Source organism: Desulfobaculum sp. (genome assembly GCF_054921475.1).
Map to the genome: position 1 here is coordinate 1 of NZ_JBUDSW010000057.1, position 15,999 is coordinate 15,999.

Genomic DNA, 15,999 nt, shown 5'->3' on the forward strand with positions numbered 1-15,999 from the left:
GCGCTCTTCCGAGTCGCCCACCGGCGGCGGCAGCGTGGCGACGATGGCCTCCAGCACCTGATCCACGTTCATGCCCGTCTTGGCGCTGACTTCGATGGCGTCGGTGCAGTCAAGACCGATCATTTCCTCGATCTCCTGCTTCACGGTGTCTACGTCGGCGCTTGGCAGGTCAATCTTGTTGAGAACGGGGATGATCTCAAGGTCGTTGTCCAGCGCGAGGTAGACGTTGGCAAGGGTCTGTGCCTGTACGCCCTGCGTGGCGTCAACCACCAGCAAAGCGCCTTCGCACGCGGCGAGCGACCGTGAAACTTCGTACGAGAAGTCCACGTGGCCCGGCGTGTCGATGAGGTTCAGCACATACTCGGTGCCGTCCTTGGCCGTATAGGGGATGCGCACGGTCTGGGACTTGATGGTGATGCCGCGTTCGCGTTCAAGCTCCATCCTGTCCAGATACTGGTCGCGCTTTTCCCGCGCACTGACGAGGCCCGTAATCTCAAGGATACGGTCGGCAAGGGTGGACTTGCCGTGGTCGATGTGCGCAATGATGCTGAAATTTCGTGTGTTCTTTATGCTCTTCATATGTCGTCGACGATTGCTTGGATAATCATGGTTTGCACCCGGACGGGTGTGATGTCTTCTGTACGGCATTTGTCCGCACAAGTCTAATGTCAGTTGCTGGCGCAGTAAACTGCCGGGCTGGGCGCAATGCGGCGCGACTGCCCCGGGCCAGCAGTTTTGCGCGCTGGGCCCGCCCATGGCGCGGCCCGGATAGCGGCCTGCCACGGGTATGTGGAAGAATTCACGACCGGGAAATTTCGAAAAATGGTTGATTGTTCAGTTCAGGAGGGGTAGACGATAAGGCTATTTCCGTATGGGAACTTTTTAGTGCAGGTTTTTTGCGAAGCAGGAACTTGCAAGGGGTTAAAGTTTCCAAAAGGGAATTTTTCTGCACTGAAATTTGCCTTTTAAGGCATTGTCCGCCGCAGACGGACACGTCCTGACACGACTTGTTTCATTATTTGTTTGCTTGACGAAGGAAGGGATATCCAAAATGAGCAACACACAGGAGACGTGGGGTTCCCGCGTTGGCTTCATCATGGCCGCCGTTGGCTCGGCCATCGGTCTCGGCAACATCTGGCGCTTTCCGTACATGGTTTATGAAAACGGTGGCGGCGCTTTCCTTATTCCTTACATGGTCGCCCTGCTCACGGCTGGCATTCCCCTGCTTATTCTTGAATACGGCATGGGGCACAAGTTCCGTGGCTCCGCCCCCCGCATTTTTACCTCCATCTCCCGCAAGTGGGAGTGGATTGGCTGGTGGCAGGTGCTGGTGGCCTTTGTTATCTCCCTGTACTACGTCGCCGTTGTCGGCTGGGCCATTTCGTATGTGGGCTTTGCCGTCACACAGGCGTGGGGCACCAATACGGGCGAGTTCTTCATGAACACGTTCCTGAATATTTCTGATTCTCCCACCAATTTCGGCGGCATGAACTGGCCGGTCTTTGGCGCCATTTTGCTGGCGTGGGGCGTGTGCTGGGTTGTGCTGTTTAGCGGCGTGAAGGCTGGCATCGAGCGCGCCAGCAAGTTCTTTATGCCCGTTCTCTTTTTGCTGGTTCTTGCCATTGTGGGCCGCGTGCTCTTTTTGCCCGGCGCTGTGCAGGGCGTGGACTGGCTCTTTAAGCCCGACTTTAGCGCCCTTGGCAAAGGCAGCGTGTGGATTGCCGCCTATGGCCAGATTTTCTACACCCTTGGCGCTGGCTTCTCCATCATGATCACCTACGCCGGATACCTGCCCAAGAAGTCCGACGTCACCAATAACGCGTTTTTGACCGTGTTCATCAACTGCGGCTTCTCCATGCTGGCGGGCATCATGATCTTTGGCGTGCTGGGCTACATGGCCGCCGCCAAGGGCGTTGGCATCAGCGAAGTGGTCAGCTCCGGCGTTGGTCTGTGCTTTGTGACCATCCCGCAGGCCATCAACTTTATGCCCATGCCCAAGGTGCTCGGCACCCTGTTCTTCTGCGCCATTGTGGTGGCGGGCCTGTCTTCCCAGATTTCCATCTGTGAGGCCTGTGTGGCCGCCATCCGCGACAAGTTCCAGATCTCGCGCCGCAAGGCTGTTTCTGCCTACTGCATCACGGGCATCCTTGCCGGAGCCGTGTTTGCCAGCAACGCCGGCCTGCTTGTTCTGGACATCGTGGACCACTTTGTCATGAACTTTGGCGTGCTGATGACCGGCCTTGTGGAGATTGTGGCCATGTCGTGGTTCTTTAACCTCGAAGGCCTGCGTAGGCACATCAACGCCGTGTCCGACTTTGCCCTTGGCCGCTGGTGGAACTTTAGCCTCAAGTTCGTGACGCCCTTGCTGCTTGGCTACATGGCCATCAAGAACTTCATCGGCGACGTGACCACCCCGTACGGCGGCTACCCCCAGCATGCCCTGACCATGTTTGGCTGGAGCATTGCCGTGGGCATCCTGCTGCTGGGCTGGCTCATTCAGGTGACCAAGAACTCCGACGCGCTGGCCTCGGCCCAGCGCGAGTGCTAGCCACCCCGCGACGCAGACAATTGACGCTATTGAACGGGCGCAGCCGCTTGGCTGCGCCCGTTTTTTCGTGCTTTTGGGCGCAGAGGGATGGTGTGCGCACCCATGGGCGTGAATTGGGCCGAAAACGACAGGATTCTGCCGCAGTCACGCAGGCTGGCGGCTGCGGGCTTGCTCATCGGCGCAAGTGCTGGTAGGTGGGGGAGGTTCATTTATCAAGGAGAAAACCATGCTGTCACTCGGTTGGATCGCTATTACCTATCTTCTGGGCGCCGTGCCCTTCGGACTGTTGGTCGCCAAGGTCTGCTGCGGCATCGACCCTCGGCTTGAAGGCAGCCGCAACACCGGGGCCACCAATGTGGCGCGCCTGTGTGGCTTCAAATATGGCGTGTTGGCGCTGATTGGCGACCTTGGCAAGGGCTTTGTGCCTGTGCTGGTTGCGGGCATGTTTAGTCAGTCCAAGGTGTTTTTGGGCTGTGTGGCCCTCGCCGCCGTGCTGGGACACGTGTATTCCGTGTTCCTGAATGGCAAGGGCGGCAAGGCCGTTGCCACCACGGTTGGCGTGTTTCTCGCCCTTGCGCCGTGGTCCACGGTCATTTCCGCGCTGCTGCTTGTGGTTGTGGTGTTGGCCTCGGGCTACGTGTCCCTCGGCTCCCTGACCCTTGTCACCGTTCTGCCCATTTTGCTGGTGGTGACGGGTGAATTCACCCTCGCCATCTTTGCGGCCCTTATCGGTGTGCTGGTCTATTGGCGGCACCGCGACAACATCGCCCGCCTTGCCGTAGGCGAGGAAAAGCCGTGGAGAAAGGCGCACTAGCCCCTCCGCGCCCGCTTTTGTATACAACAGGCCCCGGATTGCCGGGGCCTTTGTTTTGCGCGGGGCTGTGCGCGTTCTTGCCTGCCGGGCTTTTTCACGCTATCTCTAGGGATTAGAAGTGCTTTGGCCGCCGCGACTCAACCCAATGGATGGCGCATGTCCCAGCTGAACGTCCTGCTTGTGCACCGCGACCCGCTCGTGAGGCAGTCCCTTCGGGAACTCCTTGGCGAAGCGGATTTTTGCCGCGTGCTGGGCGAGGCCGTCACCGGCGAGGAAGCCCTCGCCATGCTGGAGCACATCCCCTATGGCGTCATTTTCACCGCCGTGGACCTGCCCGGCGAGGTGTCCGGCTTTGAGCTGTCGCAGGCGTTATCGGGCAAAAAGCACAAGCCCGCCATGGTCTTTATTGCCGAGGATGAAACCCTCGCCTTTACCGCCTTTGAGATGGGCGCCACGGACTATCTGCTGTGGCCGGTGAAGGGTGAGCGCTTTGGCAAGACCATCCAGCGCCTGAAGCAATTCCGCGCCCATTATAAGGAAATACCCGAGCCCGCGCACTGGAAGGAACCCGCCGCCGAGGTGAGCGAGGAAGCCACGGTGCAGGTGCACCTTGGCGACGAGGATGAGGACCGCTTCCTCAAGGCACTCTCGCAGGCGTGGGACTACACCAGTCAGGCGCGGCAGGTGGACATCGAAAAGCTGGCCGTCACCATGGACGGGCGCACCCTGCTTATCCCCTACACCCAGATTATCTTTGTTGAGGCCTACGAGGATTATTCCTACGTGCACACGGCCAAGCAGAAGTTTTTAACGTCCTACAGGTTGAAGAATCTGGAGGACAGGCTGCGCATGCACAGATTCTTCCGCGTGCACCGCAAATATTTGGTGAATCTGGACATGGTCACGGAAATCGCCTCGCTTCCGGGCAGCAACTTTATGCTGCGAACGGCGGGCAAAACACGCATTGAGCTGCCCATCAGCCGCAGGCGCATTGCCGAGCTGAAAAAAATTTTGGGGCTGTAGCCCAAACGAATATGCTTTCCAGCGGCGACCGCTTACCGCGCCGCACGGCCCTTTGGCCGAATACTCGCCGCTTGGCGGCTCCACCTGCGCTATGACAAAGAAGCGGTGGTGGAAACTGCGTAACCATGGAGTTCGAGATGGACCATACAGGAGCTGTTGACGCCTTGTTGCAGGAGGAGCGGGTCTTCCGTCCTCTTCCGCAAATCGTCATCGAGGCGAACGTCAACCCGCAGGAATACCGCATGGCCCTTGAAAAGGCCGAGCAGGACGTCCTGTCCTATTGGGAGGACGCCGCGCACGAGCTGGACTGGTTCAAGAAGTGGGACGCCGTGCTCGATGATTCGAAGGCCCCGCAATACACGTGGTTTCCCGGAGCCAAGTGCAACATCGTGTACAACGCGCTGGACCGGCACATCGACTCCCCCAACAAAAATAAGCTCGCCCTCATCTGGGAAGGGGAACCCGGCGACCAGCGCAAATATACCTACTATGAGCTTTACCGCGAGGTGAACCGCTTCGCCAACGCCCTGCGCTCGCTGGGTATTGGCCGCGGGGACCACGTGGTGCTGTATATGCCGCTGCTGCCCGAGGTGACCATTGCCATGCTGGCCGTGGCCAAGATTGGCGCGGTGCATACCTTGGTCTACGGCGGCTATTCCGCCAAGGTCCTGCGCGACCGCCTGCGCGATGTGGGGGCCAAGCTCCTTGTTACCGCCGATGGCTTCTACCGCAACGGCAAGGTCATCAACCTCAAGCATATTGTGGACGAGGCCCTGTCCGGCGCGGACGCGGGGGGCGTGGAAAGCTGCGTGGTGGTGCACCGGGCCAATGTTGAGGCCGAAATGCACGAGCCGCGCGACATCTGGTACGCCGACCTCGTGCGCCGCGAGAGCCCGGAGTCTCCGACGGAAGTGCTCAACACCGATGACCCGCTGTTTATCCTGTACAGCTCCGGCACAACGGGTACGCCCAAGGGCATTGTGCACTCCCATGGCGGCTACATGGTGGGCGTCAACCGCACCCTGAACTGGGTCTTCGACATCAAGCCCACGGATATTTTTTGGTGCACGGCGGACGCTGGGTGGATTACCGGGCACAGCTATGTGGTCTACGGCCCGCTCATCGCCGGGACCACCACCGTCATGTACGAAGGCTCGGCCCTGTATCCGCAGGCGGACCGCCTGTGGGATGTGGTGGACCGCTATGGCGTGACCATCCTCTACACCGCGCCAACCCTTATCCGTATGCTCATGCGCTACGGCACGCAGTATCCCCGGCAAAAGGACCTTTCCACCCTGCGCCTGTTGGGCACGGTGGGCGAGCCGTGCAACCCCGAGGCGTGGGTGTGGCTGTACAAGAATATCGGCCACTCCGAGTGCCCCATCATGGACACGTGGTGGCAGACCGAGAGCGGCATGATTCTCATCTCGCCCTTGCCGCTGTCGCTCCTGAAGCCCGGCTCCGTCAACCGTCCCATACCGGGCATTGACGCCGATGTGGTGGACGCGCAGGGGCACCCCGTGCCTGCGGGCAAGGGCGGCTTTTTGGTGCTGCGCCAGCCGTGGCCGGGCATGATGCGCGGCATCCACGGCGCGCCGGACGCCCTGCGCGAGGACTACTGGGAGCGTATTCCCGGCGGCGTGTATTGCGCCGGAGACGTGGCGCGAAAGGACGCGGACGGCTATTTTTGGATTCAGGGCCGCGCGGATGAAGTGATGAATATTGCCGGGCACCGCATTGGCACCGCCGAGGTGGAGAGCGCGCTGGTCTCCAACAAGGCCGTCACTGAGGCGGCGGTTATTGGCGTGCCGGATTCCATCAAGGGCGAAGTGGCTAAGGCCTTTGTGGTGCTGGCCGAGGAGTGGGACGCTGACGGCGCGTCGGTGGACGACCTTGTCCGCGCCCTGCGCGCCCACGTGCGCGCCGAGCTTGGCTCCGTTGCGGAGATGAAGGCCATAGAACCGCGCGCCAGCCTGCCCCGGACGCCCAGCGGGAAAATTTTGCGGCGGCTTCTGCGCGCCGAGGAACTTGGCGAGGACCCCGGAGATATGCTCTCCCTCGTGCAGGACGAGGACGGCTAGCCGGCGCGCTGTGGCGCTGGGGCGCTTGGCCGGCGCCATGTTGTCGAGGGCCGCAGGAGCCGTGTGCAGTCAGTGGCCGTTCCCGGTGGAGACGTTTGGGCGTCGCGCTGGCGCCCGCATGGTCTTGCGCGGCAGGGAGCGCCACCGGCGAGGCGCATTGCCGTAGAGAGTCCCCCCGCACCGGCCCAAAAAGCGAGCCCCCCGCATCACGTGGATGCGGGGGGCTCGCTTTTTGGGCCAGGGGCCGCGTTTTAGTTGGGCTGGATGTCAAACAGGCCGCAGTCGTCCATGGCCATGTAGATTTCACGCGACACCCAAGCATCGGTGGCGGCGTAGGCAATCTGCTGTTTGGTCAGGCGCGGGTTGGCCCAGTTGGTACAACGCGCACTCTTGGAGATGCGAAAGCCCAGAAACTTGGCCGCGAGGTTGCGCAGGCCGTGGGTTTCCAGCTTGAGCGCTTGCGCAACCACGCCAAGGTCCACAAAGCCGCCCTCGGGAAAGGACTTGATGTTTTGCAGGTCCTTGATGTCGTCGCGCACGGCCACGCCGGTCTTGACGATGGCGGGGTTGGACAGCACGTCGCACAGCCCGTCCGGGAACTCCAGCTTGGAGAGTTGGAAGATGAACACTTTGTCCGCCGTCGCCAACTGGATGAGGGACGGTGGATAGTACTTGCCTTTGCGAAAGGCGGGGCGGGATTCCGTGTCAAAGCCAAGGACCCGTGCGGCGCTGAGTGCATTCAGCGCACCCGGCACGGCTTCTGGCGTATTCACGAGTTCCGTCTCGCCTTCCCAGGCCCGCAGGGGGAGGGCCATGATTTCGTCTTTTGCGATTTTACCCTGATATTTCGATATATCCGTCATAAGCATTGGTTGTATCCAGCCGCCGCTTTCGCGGCGGCGTGTTTGCTTTAGCCTAGTTGTGCTCGCGGGTCTTTGTAAAGGTGATGTCCGGGCACCGCTCCACGGTGGACTCCAGACGCCACATGCTGTTGGGCAAAAAGACCAGATCGTCCTGCGCATCCACGGCAAGGTCGCCCATGTAGTTTTTGCGGAAGGCGTCCAGGTCGCGCTGATTCTCGGCGCTGACCCAGCGGGCGGTGTGCAGGTTCACCGGCTCGTAGGCCGCATCCACGCTGTACTCGTTCTTAAGCCGGGCGACAATGACTTCAAACTGCAGAACGCCGACAGCGCCCATGATGTAGTCCGAGTTGGTCAGCGGGCGGAAAAGCTGCACCGCGCCTTCCTCGGCCAGCTGCATGAGGCCCTTGTGGAGCTGCTTGGTCTTCAGCGGGTCGCGCAGGCGCACGCGGCGGAAGTGCTCCGGCGCAAAGTTGGGGATGCCCGTGAACTTGAGGGCTTCCTTGTCCGTGAAGGTGTCGCCGATCTTGATGGTGCCGTGGTTGTGCACACCGATGATGTCGCCGGGGTAGGCTTCATCGACGTTGGCGCGGTCCTGCGCCATGAAGATGGTGGCGTCCTTGATTTGGATGTCCTTGCCGATGCGGTGGTGCTTGACCTTCATGCCCCGGGTGAACTTGCCGGAGTTGATGCGCATAAAGGCGATGCGGTCGCGGTGGCGGGGGTCCATGTTGGCCTGAATCTTAAACACCACGCCGGAGAAGCCCGTTTCCGTGGGGTCCACTTCGCGGGTGGTGGTGGGGCGCGGACCGGGCGCGGGGGCCAGCTCCACAAAGTGGTCCAGCAGCTCGCGCACGCCAAAGTTGTTGATGGCGCTGCCGAAGAAGACGGGCGTCTGCTCGCCCTTCAGGTAGCGCTCCTTGTCAAAGGGATTGGCCGCGCCCTGCAGAAGCTCCACTTCGTCGCGCAGCTGCCCGGCTTGTTCGCCGAGGTATTCGTCCAGCAGCGGGTCGTCAAGGCCGTTGATGATGACGCCTTCCTGCACTTCTGCGCCTTTGTCCGGGCTGAACAGGTGCAGGGTGTTGTCCACAAGGTTGTAGGTGCCCTTGAAGTCCAGCCCCATGCCGATGGGCCACGTCATGGGCGCGCATTCGATCTTGAGGTTTTCTTCAATGTCCGCCAGCAGGTCGAGGGGGTCCTGACCGTCGCGGTCGAGCTTGTTGATGAAGCTGATGATGGGCGTGTCGCGCAGGCGGCAGACGTCCATGAGCTTGGCGGTCTGCGTCTCAACGCCCTTGGCCGAGTCAATGACCATAAGGGCGGAGTCTACAGCGGTGAGCACGCGGTAGGTATCTTCGGAAAAGTCGGCGTGGCCGGGGGTGTCGAGGAGGTTAATCTCGTAGCCCTTGTGCTCGAACTTCATGACCGAGGAGGTCACGGAGATGCCGCGTTCCTGTTCCATTTTCATCCAGTCGGACACGGCGTGGCGCGAGGCCTTGCGCGACTTGACGGTGCCGGCCATCTGAATGGCGCCGCCAAAGAGCAGCAGCTTTTCAGTCAGCGTGGTTTTACCGGCGTCCGGGTGGCTGATGATGCCGAAGGTGCGGCGCTTGGCCACCTCGCGGCGGATTTCATTTGCAAGAGCGGTATTGGACACAAATCACTCCAAGGAGGACGCGGTGTCGCCAGAGGCTTGCCCGGCGGCGTGGACGTCCTGCATGTGTTGTAGAAAGGCGGGTTTCTCAGCGGCGGGCCGCTGTTTGACGGCGTATTCCACGCGGCAGGCGGTGACCCTGTCGGCAAAGGTGGCATACGCCTCCAGCCGGACTGGTCCGCGTCCGCGGGTATAGCGGGCACCCTTCCCGGAATTATGTTCGTTCAGGCGGCGATGGATATCCGTGGTGACGCCACAGTACAACGAGTTGTCCGCGCAGCGCAAAAGGTAGACGTACCAAGGGGTATGAGGCGCGTTGTCCATGCTTGCCCAAATGAAGGTGTGAGAAACAGAATCCCCGCCCGGGCGGACCCGGGCGGGGAATGACTACCAAAAGGTCAGAAAGTGCAGCACCTTAGATGCGGCCTTCCTCCACGGCGTGGCAGGCAACAAAGTGGCCTGCCGACGGCTCAATGCGCTTCGGGATTTCCCTGCTGCATCGCTCGTTGGCGTGGAGGCAGCGGCCGTGGAACACGCAGCCCGTGGGGAGGTTGATGGGCGTCGGCACGTCGCTGGAAAGCTTGACGTGATCCGATCCCTTCTGCCCCAGCTTGGGGATGGCCGACAACAGCGCCTGCGTATACGGGTGCAGGGGGTCGTTGAAGAGCTTGTCGGCTTCTGTGAGTTCACACAGCGTACCAAGGTACATCACGGCCACGCGGGTGGAGATGTGCTCCACAACCGACAGGTCGTGACTGATGAACATGTAGGTCAAGCCGCGCTTGTCCTGCGCGTCCATAAGCAGGTTCAGAATCTGCGCCTGAATGGACACGTCCAGCGCGGAGATGGGCTCGTCCGCCACGATGAATTCCGGGTCCACCATCAGCGCGCGGGCAATGGAGATGCGCTGGCGCTGGCCGCCGGAGAATTCGTGGGGGTAGTTGCCGGCCCAGCCGGGGCGCACGCCAACCAGCCCCATCACTTCCTCCAGCTTGTCGCGCACTTCGGCGTCGCTGAGGGTGGGGAAGTGGAAGCGCAGCGGCTCCTCCAGAATCTGCTTGACCGTCATGCGCGGGTTCAGGGACGCGTAGGGGTCCTGAAACACCATCTGCATCTTGGCGCGGTAGGGCATCATCTGGCGGGCGGTGAGGCTGTCGTACCGCTCGCCGCGGTAGCGCAGTTCGCCGCTGGTGGGCGCATACAGGCCCATCACCGTCCGGGCGAGGGTGGACTTGCCGCAGCCGGACTCGCCGACCACGGAGAGCGTCTCGCCGGGGAAGATGTCAAAGGTGACGTCGTTGACGGCTTTGACAAGGGTCTGCTCGCGGCGAATCTTGCCGCCGCTGAACTTAATCTGGTCCAGCATGCCGCCGGAGATATCAAAATGCTTAACGACGTTTTTAACGCCGAGCAGCGGATTGGTCGTATCGACAGAAGTCTTCACAGAGAGTTACCGTCCTTCCCTATACACAGTGGCAGGCAACAAGGTTTCCGGATTCGCGCGAGGTGAGGAGCGGCAGCTCCGTCGTACACTGCGAGGAGCACATGTTGCAGCGCGGATGGAAGGCGCAGCCCTTGGGGATGCTCAGGAGGCTGGGCATCACACCGGGAATCTGTGCCAGCCGCGCGCCCTTGGCGCCGCCAGCCTGAGGCAGGGCGCTGATGAGGCCACGGGTGTAGGGATGCAGGGGATTCTTGATGATTTCGTCAGTCAGGCCCATCTCGATGACTCGGCCTGCGTACATGACGGCGATCTTCTGGGTCACCTGCGACACGACGGCGAGGTCATGCGTGATGAGGATGAGACCCATGTTTTCGGTCTCGCACAGTTCTTCCAGCAGGGCCATGATTTCGGCCTGAATGGTCACGTCCAGCGCGGTGGTCGGCTCGTCGGCGATGATAAGGCTCGGCGAGGTGAGCAGGGCGATGGCAATGACAATGCGCTGGCGCATGCCGCCGGAGAACTCATGCGGATACTGCTCCAGGCGCTTTTCCGGCGAGGGAATGTACACCTTGCGCAGCTTTTCAATGGCGATGGCCTCGGCGTCCTTGCGGGAGATATTCTGGTGCGCCTGCAGGGTTTCCACCATCTGGGTACCGATGGTCAGCACGGGGTTCAGGGTCATCATGGGATCCTGAAAAATCATGCTGATGCGGTTGCCGCGGATGTGGCGCATCTCGTCGTAGGACAGGGCCGATATATTTTCGCCCTCAAGGCGGACGCTGCCGGACTCAATGTAGCCGGGCTTGCTGATCAGGTTCAGGATGGCAAAGCCGGTCACGGACTTGCCAGCGCCGGATTCGCCGACCAGACCCATACGTTCGCCCGGATTCAGGGAGAAGCTCACGTTGTTCACCGCGGGCAGGGTGCCCTTGCGCATGGCGAACTTGACCGTCAGGTCATGAACTTCCAGCAGCTTGCCGGTCTCGTTGGTTGTGTCTTGCGGTTGAATCTTCACGGCTTACTTCTTGTACAGTTTGGGGTTGAGGAAGTCGCGCATCCAGTCACCAAGCAGGTTGATGGACAGGATGAGGCCAACCAGCACAATGCCCGGGAAGATGGTAATCCACCAGGAGCCGCTAAAGAAGTACTCGAAGCCGGACTTGATGAGCGAACCGAGGGACGGCTTGGTCACGGGCATGCCCAGACCGATAAAGGACAGGGCGGCCTCACTCATGATGGCGTTGGCAACCTGCACCGTGGAGATAACGAGCACCGGGGTGAGCGTGTTGGGCAGGATGTGGCGCCACATGATGCGGCGGGACGGCAGACCGATGACGCGGGCCGCTTCCACATATTCCTTGCTCTTCTCGGCCAGCACGGAGGCGCGAACGGTACGCGCATACTGCGGCCACTCGGCAAAGCCGATGACGAAAATAAGGAACGGCACGGCAATCTGCTCGTATTTGGCTACGCCAAAGGCGGCCTGACAGATGGCGCCGAGGAAGATGGCCACCATATAGGTGGAAAACGACAACTGGACGTCAGCCACACGCATGAGGATGGAGTCCAGCTTGCCGCCGCGGTAGCCGGCCACAAGGCCGATAAGAATGCCGAGCATGGCCTGCAGGCTCACGGCGCCAAGGCCGATAACCACAGACACGCGGGTGCCGTAGAGGATGGTGGACAGGAGGTCGCGCCCCTGTGCGTCGGAGCCGAGGATGAAGCTCGGGTCCGCGCCGTCCATCCAGATGGGCGGCAGCTCGGAATCCATGATGCTGATTTGCGATGTGTCGTAGGGGTTGGTCGGTGCGGTGATGGGCGCGGAAAAACCGGCCACCACGAAAAAGACCAACAGGATGAAGCTCCCCATAGCCAGCGGATCGCGCAGGAAGCTATAGAGGAAGTACGACTTTTTGAAGCGTTTCCAGATGCTCATTATTATTTCCTACCTGCAACCCTGACCATGGGGTTCACCAGGCCATAGATGATGTCCACAACGGTGTTCACGCACACGAAGATGGCGCCGACGAACACAAGATAGGCCACCAGAAGCGAAGAGTCTGCGCGCTCCACAGCTTCCAGGAAGATGAAGCCCATGCCCTGCCACTGGAAGACCGTTTCGGTCAAAACGGTAAAGGCAATCATGGTGCCCAGCTGCACGCCGCCCACGGTGATGACCGGGAGCAGGGTGTTTTTAAAGCCGTGCACGATGAGGATGCGCCACGGCCTCAGGCCCTTGGCGCGGGCAAACTTCATGTATTCGGCCTCCAGCACTTCCTTCATTTCCGCACGGATAAGGCGGATGAACAGCGGCAGCATAACCGAGGACAGCGAGATGCCCGGCAGAATGAGGTGCTTCAGACCATCCGCCGTCAGGAAGCCGGTGCTCCAGAATCCCCACAGCATAACGGTTTCGCCGCGTCCATATGATGGAAGCCAGTGGAGCTTCACCGAGAAGAAATAGATGAGCAGGATAGCCGTCAAGAAGACGGGGATCGAGACGCCTATGATTGACCCTCCCATGAAGAATCGTGAGAGGAATGCATTCGGTTTACATGCCGAGTAGATACCTATCGGAATGGAAAGAACCAAGATGATGATGGAAGCGACGATGACCAGCTCCAGCGTAGCCGGGGCCTTTTGCATGATGACTTCCAGAGCGGGCTGCTTGAAGAAGAAGGACTGGCCAAGGTCGCCGTGAGCGGCGTCCTTGACGAAGCGAACCCATTGGACGGGGAGCGGGTCGTTAAGCCCCAGCTCCTCGGCAAGGCGCGCCCTTTCGGCGGCGGACACGGATATGCCCACGATATCCCGGATCGGGTCGCCGACGGCCTGCTTGATGCCAAAACCGATGACGCTGATAACCAGCATCACGATGAGTGCCTGCGCAATGCGGCGAACTGTGAATGCGAACATGGCCTATGCTTGTTGTGAGTTTGCGGATTCTGCGGTCGCGCCCGAGAAGGGCGCAACACCCTGAATGGGAAGGCGAAAGCCTTTGTTCGGCCCGGCCGCCAAAGGGCGACCGGGCCTGCAAAAGCTTTCACCGGAGCGGGTGGGATTTACACTTTTGTGGTCAATTATGCAAGTCCTCAACGACTCCGACCAAGCTGGCTACTCGACGATCAGGTCGCCAAAGTAGGGGAAGTTCATCACGTTGACGATGTCGTCCACGTTCTTGCACTTGGGGGCGGCGGCCCAGGAGAGGTGCTGCCAGTGCAGGGGCACGAAGGCGGCGTCATCATAGATGATGCGTTCGGCCTTCTTGAGGATGGCGCTACGCTTGGCCGGGTTGGTCTCGGTCATGGCAGCGTTGATGAGGCTGTCCACTTCCTCATTGCAGTAGTTGCCGCTGTTGTACTGGCCGATGCCAGCTTCGAGGTCGCGGCACATCAGCAGGTACTCGGTGTAGTTGCTGGAGTCCTCGGTGTCGGGGTGCCAGCCAACCATCTGGATGTCGGCAACCTGAGCGTCGAACTGATCCCAGTACTGGGCCTTGGGCATGGTCTTCAGGTCAACACGGATGTTGATCTTGGCGAGCATGGCAACAAAGGCCTGCGCGATCTTGGCGTCGTTCACGTAGCGGTTGTTGGGGGCGATCATGGAGCAGGTGAAGCCGTCGGCGTAGCCTGCTTCCTTCATGAGCTGCTTGGCCTTGTTCAGGTCGAAGCGGGGCTTCAGGTCTTCCTGGTAGCTCACGTAGCCCTCGGGGGCCTGCTGACCGGCAGCGGTGGCGCGGCCCTTCATGATCTTTTTGGCGATGCCCGCGTTGTTGGTGGCGTAGACAATGGCCTGACGCACACGCTGGTCAGCGAACTCGGGGCGGCGCTTCTGGTTGAGCTGCAGGGTGATGAGACGGGAGCCGGGCATGGTGATCAGGTTCACGCGGGGGTCGCCGTCGATGCGGTCGTAGTCCTGGGGCGGCACGGGCATGATGAAGTCAACGTCGCCGGACAGGAGGGCAGCCACGCGGGTTGCGGCCTGCTTGATGGGCGTGAGGACGAGCTCGTCAACATTGCCGGAGTTCTTGTCCCAGTACTCGGGGAAAGCCTTGAAGACCATGCGCACGCCGTGCTCGCGGTGGGTCACGGTGAACTTGCCGGTGCCGGACTCGTGGTTCAGGGCGAAGGAGGGGCCAATCTTGACGATGGCGTCCTTGGGCTTGCCGGACTCTTCGTCCATGCCGGTGTAGAACTTGCTGTCCATGGGGAAGATGTACGTCGCCATGTTGAGCAGCAGGGGGTACGGCTTGGTGGTCTTGATATCGATGGTGTAGTCATCGATGATGGTGGGCTCATCAAAGAGCGTGAACAGACCCTTGTAGTCCTGGCTCTTTTTCAGGCGGGCGAGGGTCCACTTGACGTCGGCAGCGGTGAAGGTGTTGCCGGAGTGGAACTTGACGCCCTTGCGCAGGTAAAAGCGCATGGTCAGGGGATCGATACGCTCCCATTTCATGGCAAGGCGCGGCTCGAAGGCCATGTCCTTGGTCCAGCGGATGAGCGGATCAAAAACGAGGTGGGAGTACTGGAGCATGCCGCCGGACAGCTGCACATGCGGGTCAAGGGAAACCGGGTCGGCATCAAATGCGACCTTCAGCGTCTTTGCCGAAGCCATGGAGCTCATGCCCATGACCATAACGGCGCAGATGCATGCAATGATAAAACGTCTCATCAAGCACCTCCAAATAGGTAGTTGGGTGACAATACTGTCATGGGCTACAGGCAGCCCCCGCCTGCAGCCTGATGCGCATCTATGAGAAATGCGTATCTTTTCGCGGCAATACCGAAGATACGGCGCGAAAGCAATGTTGCTGGAGGTGCGGTTGAAAGCAAGACGCAGACACCACACGCCCCTTTTCGTCCTGTGGCAGGTATCCAAAACGAAACCACGGGGATGGACGACGTTGGACACTCTTACATTTTCATGACGAAATTGACAATATGAAAGTGGATACGGGGACTTGCGGCCGCAGCTATTGTGGAAATTGGCTGCTGTGGAGAGGGAGGATTCTGCGTTTTTGTCAAAACGTGACGCGGCCCGGGCGTTGCGGGGGGTTTGCCGCTTCGCTCCGGACCGGTCAGGAGGATCCAAGCACGCTGTTTGGAGGACGGAGGCGCTGGGCCGTTGCCTGCGCCGCCAATGGCAGGGGGCGGCGTAAAAGGCAGAGGCGAACCACGCAATTATAGACTAGGCGATGTGGCCGGTTTGCGCAAGGGGGGATGCGAGTTTTTCCATGGATTGCAGCATACTGCTCACCTTGTCGTACGCAACGGGTTTTCCGAAAAGAAAACCCTGCACCATGTCGCATTTGAACTCCTGCAGCAGGTCCAGTTGTTGCTGCGTCTCCACGCCTTCGGCGATGACGTCCAGCCCCATACTTTCGGCCAGCACCGTCATGGACCGCACGGTACGGCGGTCCTCGGTGCTGGTGCAGATGGTGTTGGTGAAGCGTCTGTCCACCTTGACCGTGTCGATGGGAAAACGTTGCAGGTACGACAGCGAGGACTGGCCGGTTCCAAAGTCGTCCAGTGCAATGCTCACCCCAAGGCGTTTGAGGCGGCGACAGGTTTCCAAC

The 15,999-nt window shown here is 60.5% G+C and carries 14 protein-coding genes; 4 read left to right on the plus strand and 10 right to left on the minus strand.

The window, feature by feature from the left end; all coding sequences use genetic code 11:
* On the minus strand, nt 1–579 hold a 579-nt coding region (locus tag ACY69P_RS05480; RefSeq protein ID WP_462326815.1), incomplete at its 3' end, for a GTP-binding protein.
* Nucleotides 580–1,051: 472 nt separating this feature from the next.
* On the opposite strand from ACY69P_RS05480, the gene ACY69P_RS05485 reads away from it, so the two are divergent.
* The 4 genes from ACY69P_RS05485 to acs all read left to right on the plus strand — a co-directional run bounded on the left by ACY69P_RS05485 (nt 1,052) and on the right by acs (nt 6,466).
* Nucleotides 1,052–2,548 carry a sodium-dependent transporter gene (locus ACY69P_RS05485; RefSeq protein ID WP_459897635.1) on the plus strand — a complete coding sequence of 499 codons (1,497 nt, stop codon included), beginning with the start codon at nt 1,052–1,054 and terminating at the stop codon, nt 2,546–2,548.
* A gap of 226 nt (nt 2,549–2,774) precedes the next feature.
* Nucleotides 2,775–3,362 (plus strand): glycerol-3-phosphate 1-O-acyltransferase PlsY, encoded by a 588-nt coding sequence (plsY, locus tag ACY69P_RS05490; protein ID WP_459897637.1) that lies wholly within the window; start codon nt 2,775–2,777, stop codon nt 3,360–3,362.
* 156 nt (nt 3,363–3,518) lie between these two features.
* On the plus strand, nt 3,519–4,385 hold the full coding sequence (locus ACY69P_RS05495; protein WP_459897639.1) for a LytR/AlgR family response regulator transcription factor: 867 nt from the start codon (nt 3,519–3,521) through the stop codon (nt 4,383–4,385).
* Nucleotides 4,386–4,522: 137 nt separating this feature from the next.
* Nucleotides 4,523–6,466: an acetate--CoA ligase gene (gene acs, locus ACY69P_RS05500; protein ID WP_462326816.1), complete on the plus strand. Its 1,944-nt coding sequence runs from the start codon at nt 4,523–4,525 to the stop codon at nt 6,464–6,466.
* 251 nt (nt 6,467–6,717) lie between these two features.
* Here acs and ACY69P_RS05505 read toward each other — a convergent pair whose 3' ends face one another.
* From ACY69P_RS05505 to ACY69P_RS05545, 9 genes are all read right to left on the minus strand, one after another.
* A complete protein-coding gene (locus ACY69P_RS05505; protein WP_459897643.1) occupies nt 6,718–7,335 on the minus strand; it encodes a 3'-5' exonuclease in 618 nt (205 codons plus the stop codon).
* 46 nt (nt 7,336–7,381) lie between these two features.
* The gene (locus ACY69P_RS05510; protein WP_462326817.1) at nt 7,382–8,983 is read right to left on the minus strand and encodes a peptide chain release factor 3; all 1,602 of its coding nucleotides are present in this window, start codon (nt 8,981–8,983) and stop codon (nt 7,382–7,384) included.
* Between the two features lie 3 nt (nt 8,984–8,986).
* Nucleotides 8,987–9,304 (minus strand): GIY-YIG nuclease family protein, encoded by a 318-nt coding sequence (locus ACY69P_RS05515; RefSeq protein ID WP_459897647.1) that lies wholly within the window; start codon nt 9,302–9,304, stop codon nt 8,987–8,989.
* A gap of 91 nt (nt 9,305–9,395) precedes the next feature.
* Nucleotides 9,396–10,346 carry an ABC transporter ATP-binding protein gene (locus ACY69P_RS05520; RefSeq protein ID WP_459897686.1) on the minus strand — a complete coding sequence of 317 codons (951 nt, stop codon included), beginning with the start codon at nt 10,344–10,346 and terminating at the stop codon, nt 9,396–9,398.
* A gap of 97 nt (nt 10,347–10,443) precedes the next feature.
* Nucleotides 10,444–11,361 (minus strand): ABC transporter ATP-binding protein, encoded by a 918-nt coding sequence (locus ACY69P_RS05525; RefSeq protein WP_404846206.1) that lies wholly within the window; start codon nt 11,359–11,361, stop codon nt 10,444–10,446.
* A gap of 81 nt (nt 11,362–11,442) precedes the next feature.
* Nucleotides 11,443–12,360, minus strand: a complete 918-nt coding sequence (locus tag ACY69P_RS05530; protein WP_459897649.1) for an ABC transporter permease — start codon at nt 12,358–12,360, stop codon at nt 11,443–11,445.
* Between the two features lie 2 nt (nt 12,361–12,362).
* On the minus strand, nt 12,363–13,340 hold the full coding sequence (locus ACY69P_RS05535) for an ABC transporter permease (RefSeq protein WP_404846074.1): 978 nt from the start codon (nt 13,338–13,340) through the stop codon (nt 12,363–12,365).
* Nucleotides 13,341–13,538: 198 nt separating this feature from the next.
* A complete protein-coding gene (locus ACY69P_RS05540) occupies nt 13,539–15,095 on the minus strand; it encodes an ABC transporter substrate-binding protein (protein WP_462326818.1) in 1,557 nt (518 codons plus the stop codon).
* 516 nt (nt 15,096–15,611) lie between these two features.
* Nucleotides 15,612–15,999, minus strand: a 388-nt coding sequence (locus tag ACY69P_RS05545) for an EAL domain-containing protein (protein ID WP_462326819.1), incomplete at its 5' end; no start/stop codon positions are given.

Excerpts from the sequence above, each read along its gene's own strand:
- ACY69P_RS05485 (WP_459897635.1), top strand. The coding sequence starts at position 1,052 with ATGAGCAACACACAGGAGACGTGGGGTTCCCGCGTTGGCTTCATCATG.
- plsY (WP_459897637.1), top strand. The coding sequence starts at position 2,775 with ATGCTGTCACTCGGTTGGATCGCTATTACCTATCTTCTGGGCGCCGTG.
- ACY69P_RS05495 (WP_459897639.1), top strand. The coding sequence starts at position 3,519 with ATGTCCCAGCTGAACGTCCTGCTTGTGCACCGCGACCCGCTCGTGAGG.
- acs (WP_462326816.1), top strand. The coding sequence starts at position 4,523 with ATGGACCATACAGGAGCTGTTGACGCCTTGTTGCAGGAGGAGCGGGTC.
- ACY69P_RS05505 (WP_459897643.1), bottom strand. The coding sequence starts at position 7,335 with ATGCTTATGACGGATATATCGAAATATCAGGGTAAAATCGCAAAAGAC.
- ACY69P_RS05515 (WP_459897647.1), bottom strand. The coding sequence starts at position 9,304 with ATGGACAACGCGCCTCATACCCCTTGGTACGTCTACCTTTTGCGCTGC.
- ACY69P_RS05520 (WP_459897686.1), bottom strand. The coding sequence starts at position 10,346 with ATGCTGGACCAGATTAAGTTCAGCGGCGGCAAGATTCGCCGCGAGCAG.
- ACY69P_RS05525 (WP_404846206.1), bottom strand. The coding sequence starts at position 11,361 with ATGCGCAAGGGCACCCTGCCCGCGGTGAACAACGTGAGCTTCTCCCTG.
- ACY69P_RS05530 (WP_459897649.1), bottom strand. The coding sequence starts at position 12,360 with ATGAGCATCTGGAAACGCTTCAAAAAGTCGTACTTCCTCTATAGCTTC.
- ACY69P_RS05535 (WP_404846074.1), bottom strand. The coding sequence starts at position 13,340 with ATGTTCGCATTCACAGTTCGCCGCATTGCGCAGGCACTCATCGTGATG.
- ACY69P_RS05540 (WP_462326818.1), bottom strand. The coding sequence starts at position 15,095 with ATGAGACGTTTTATCATTGCATGCATCTGCGCCGTTATGGTCATGGGC.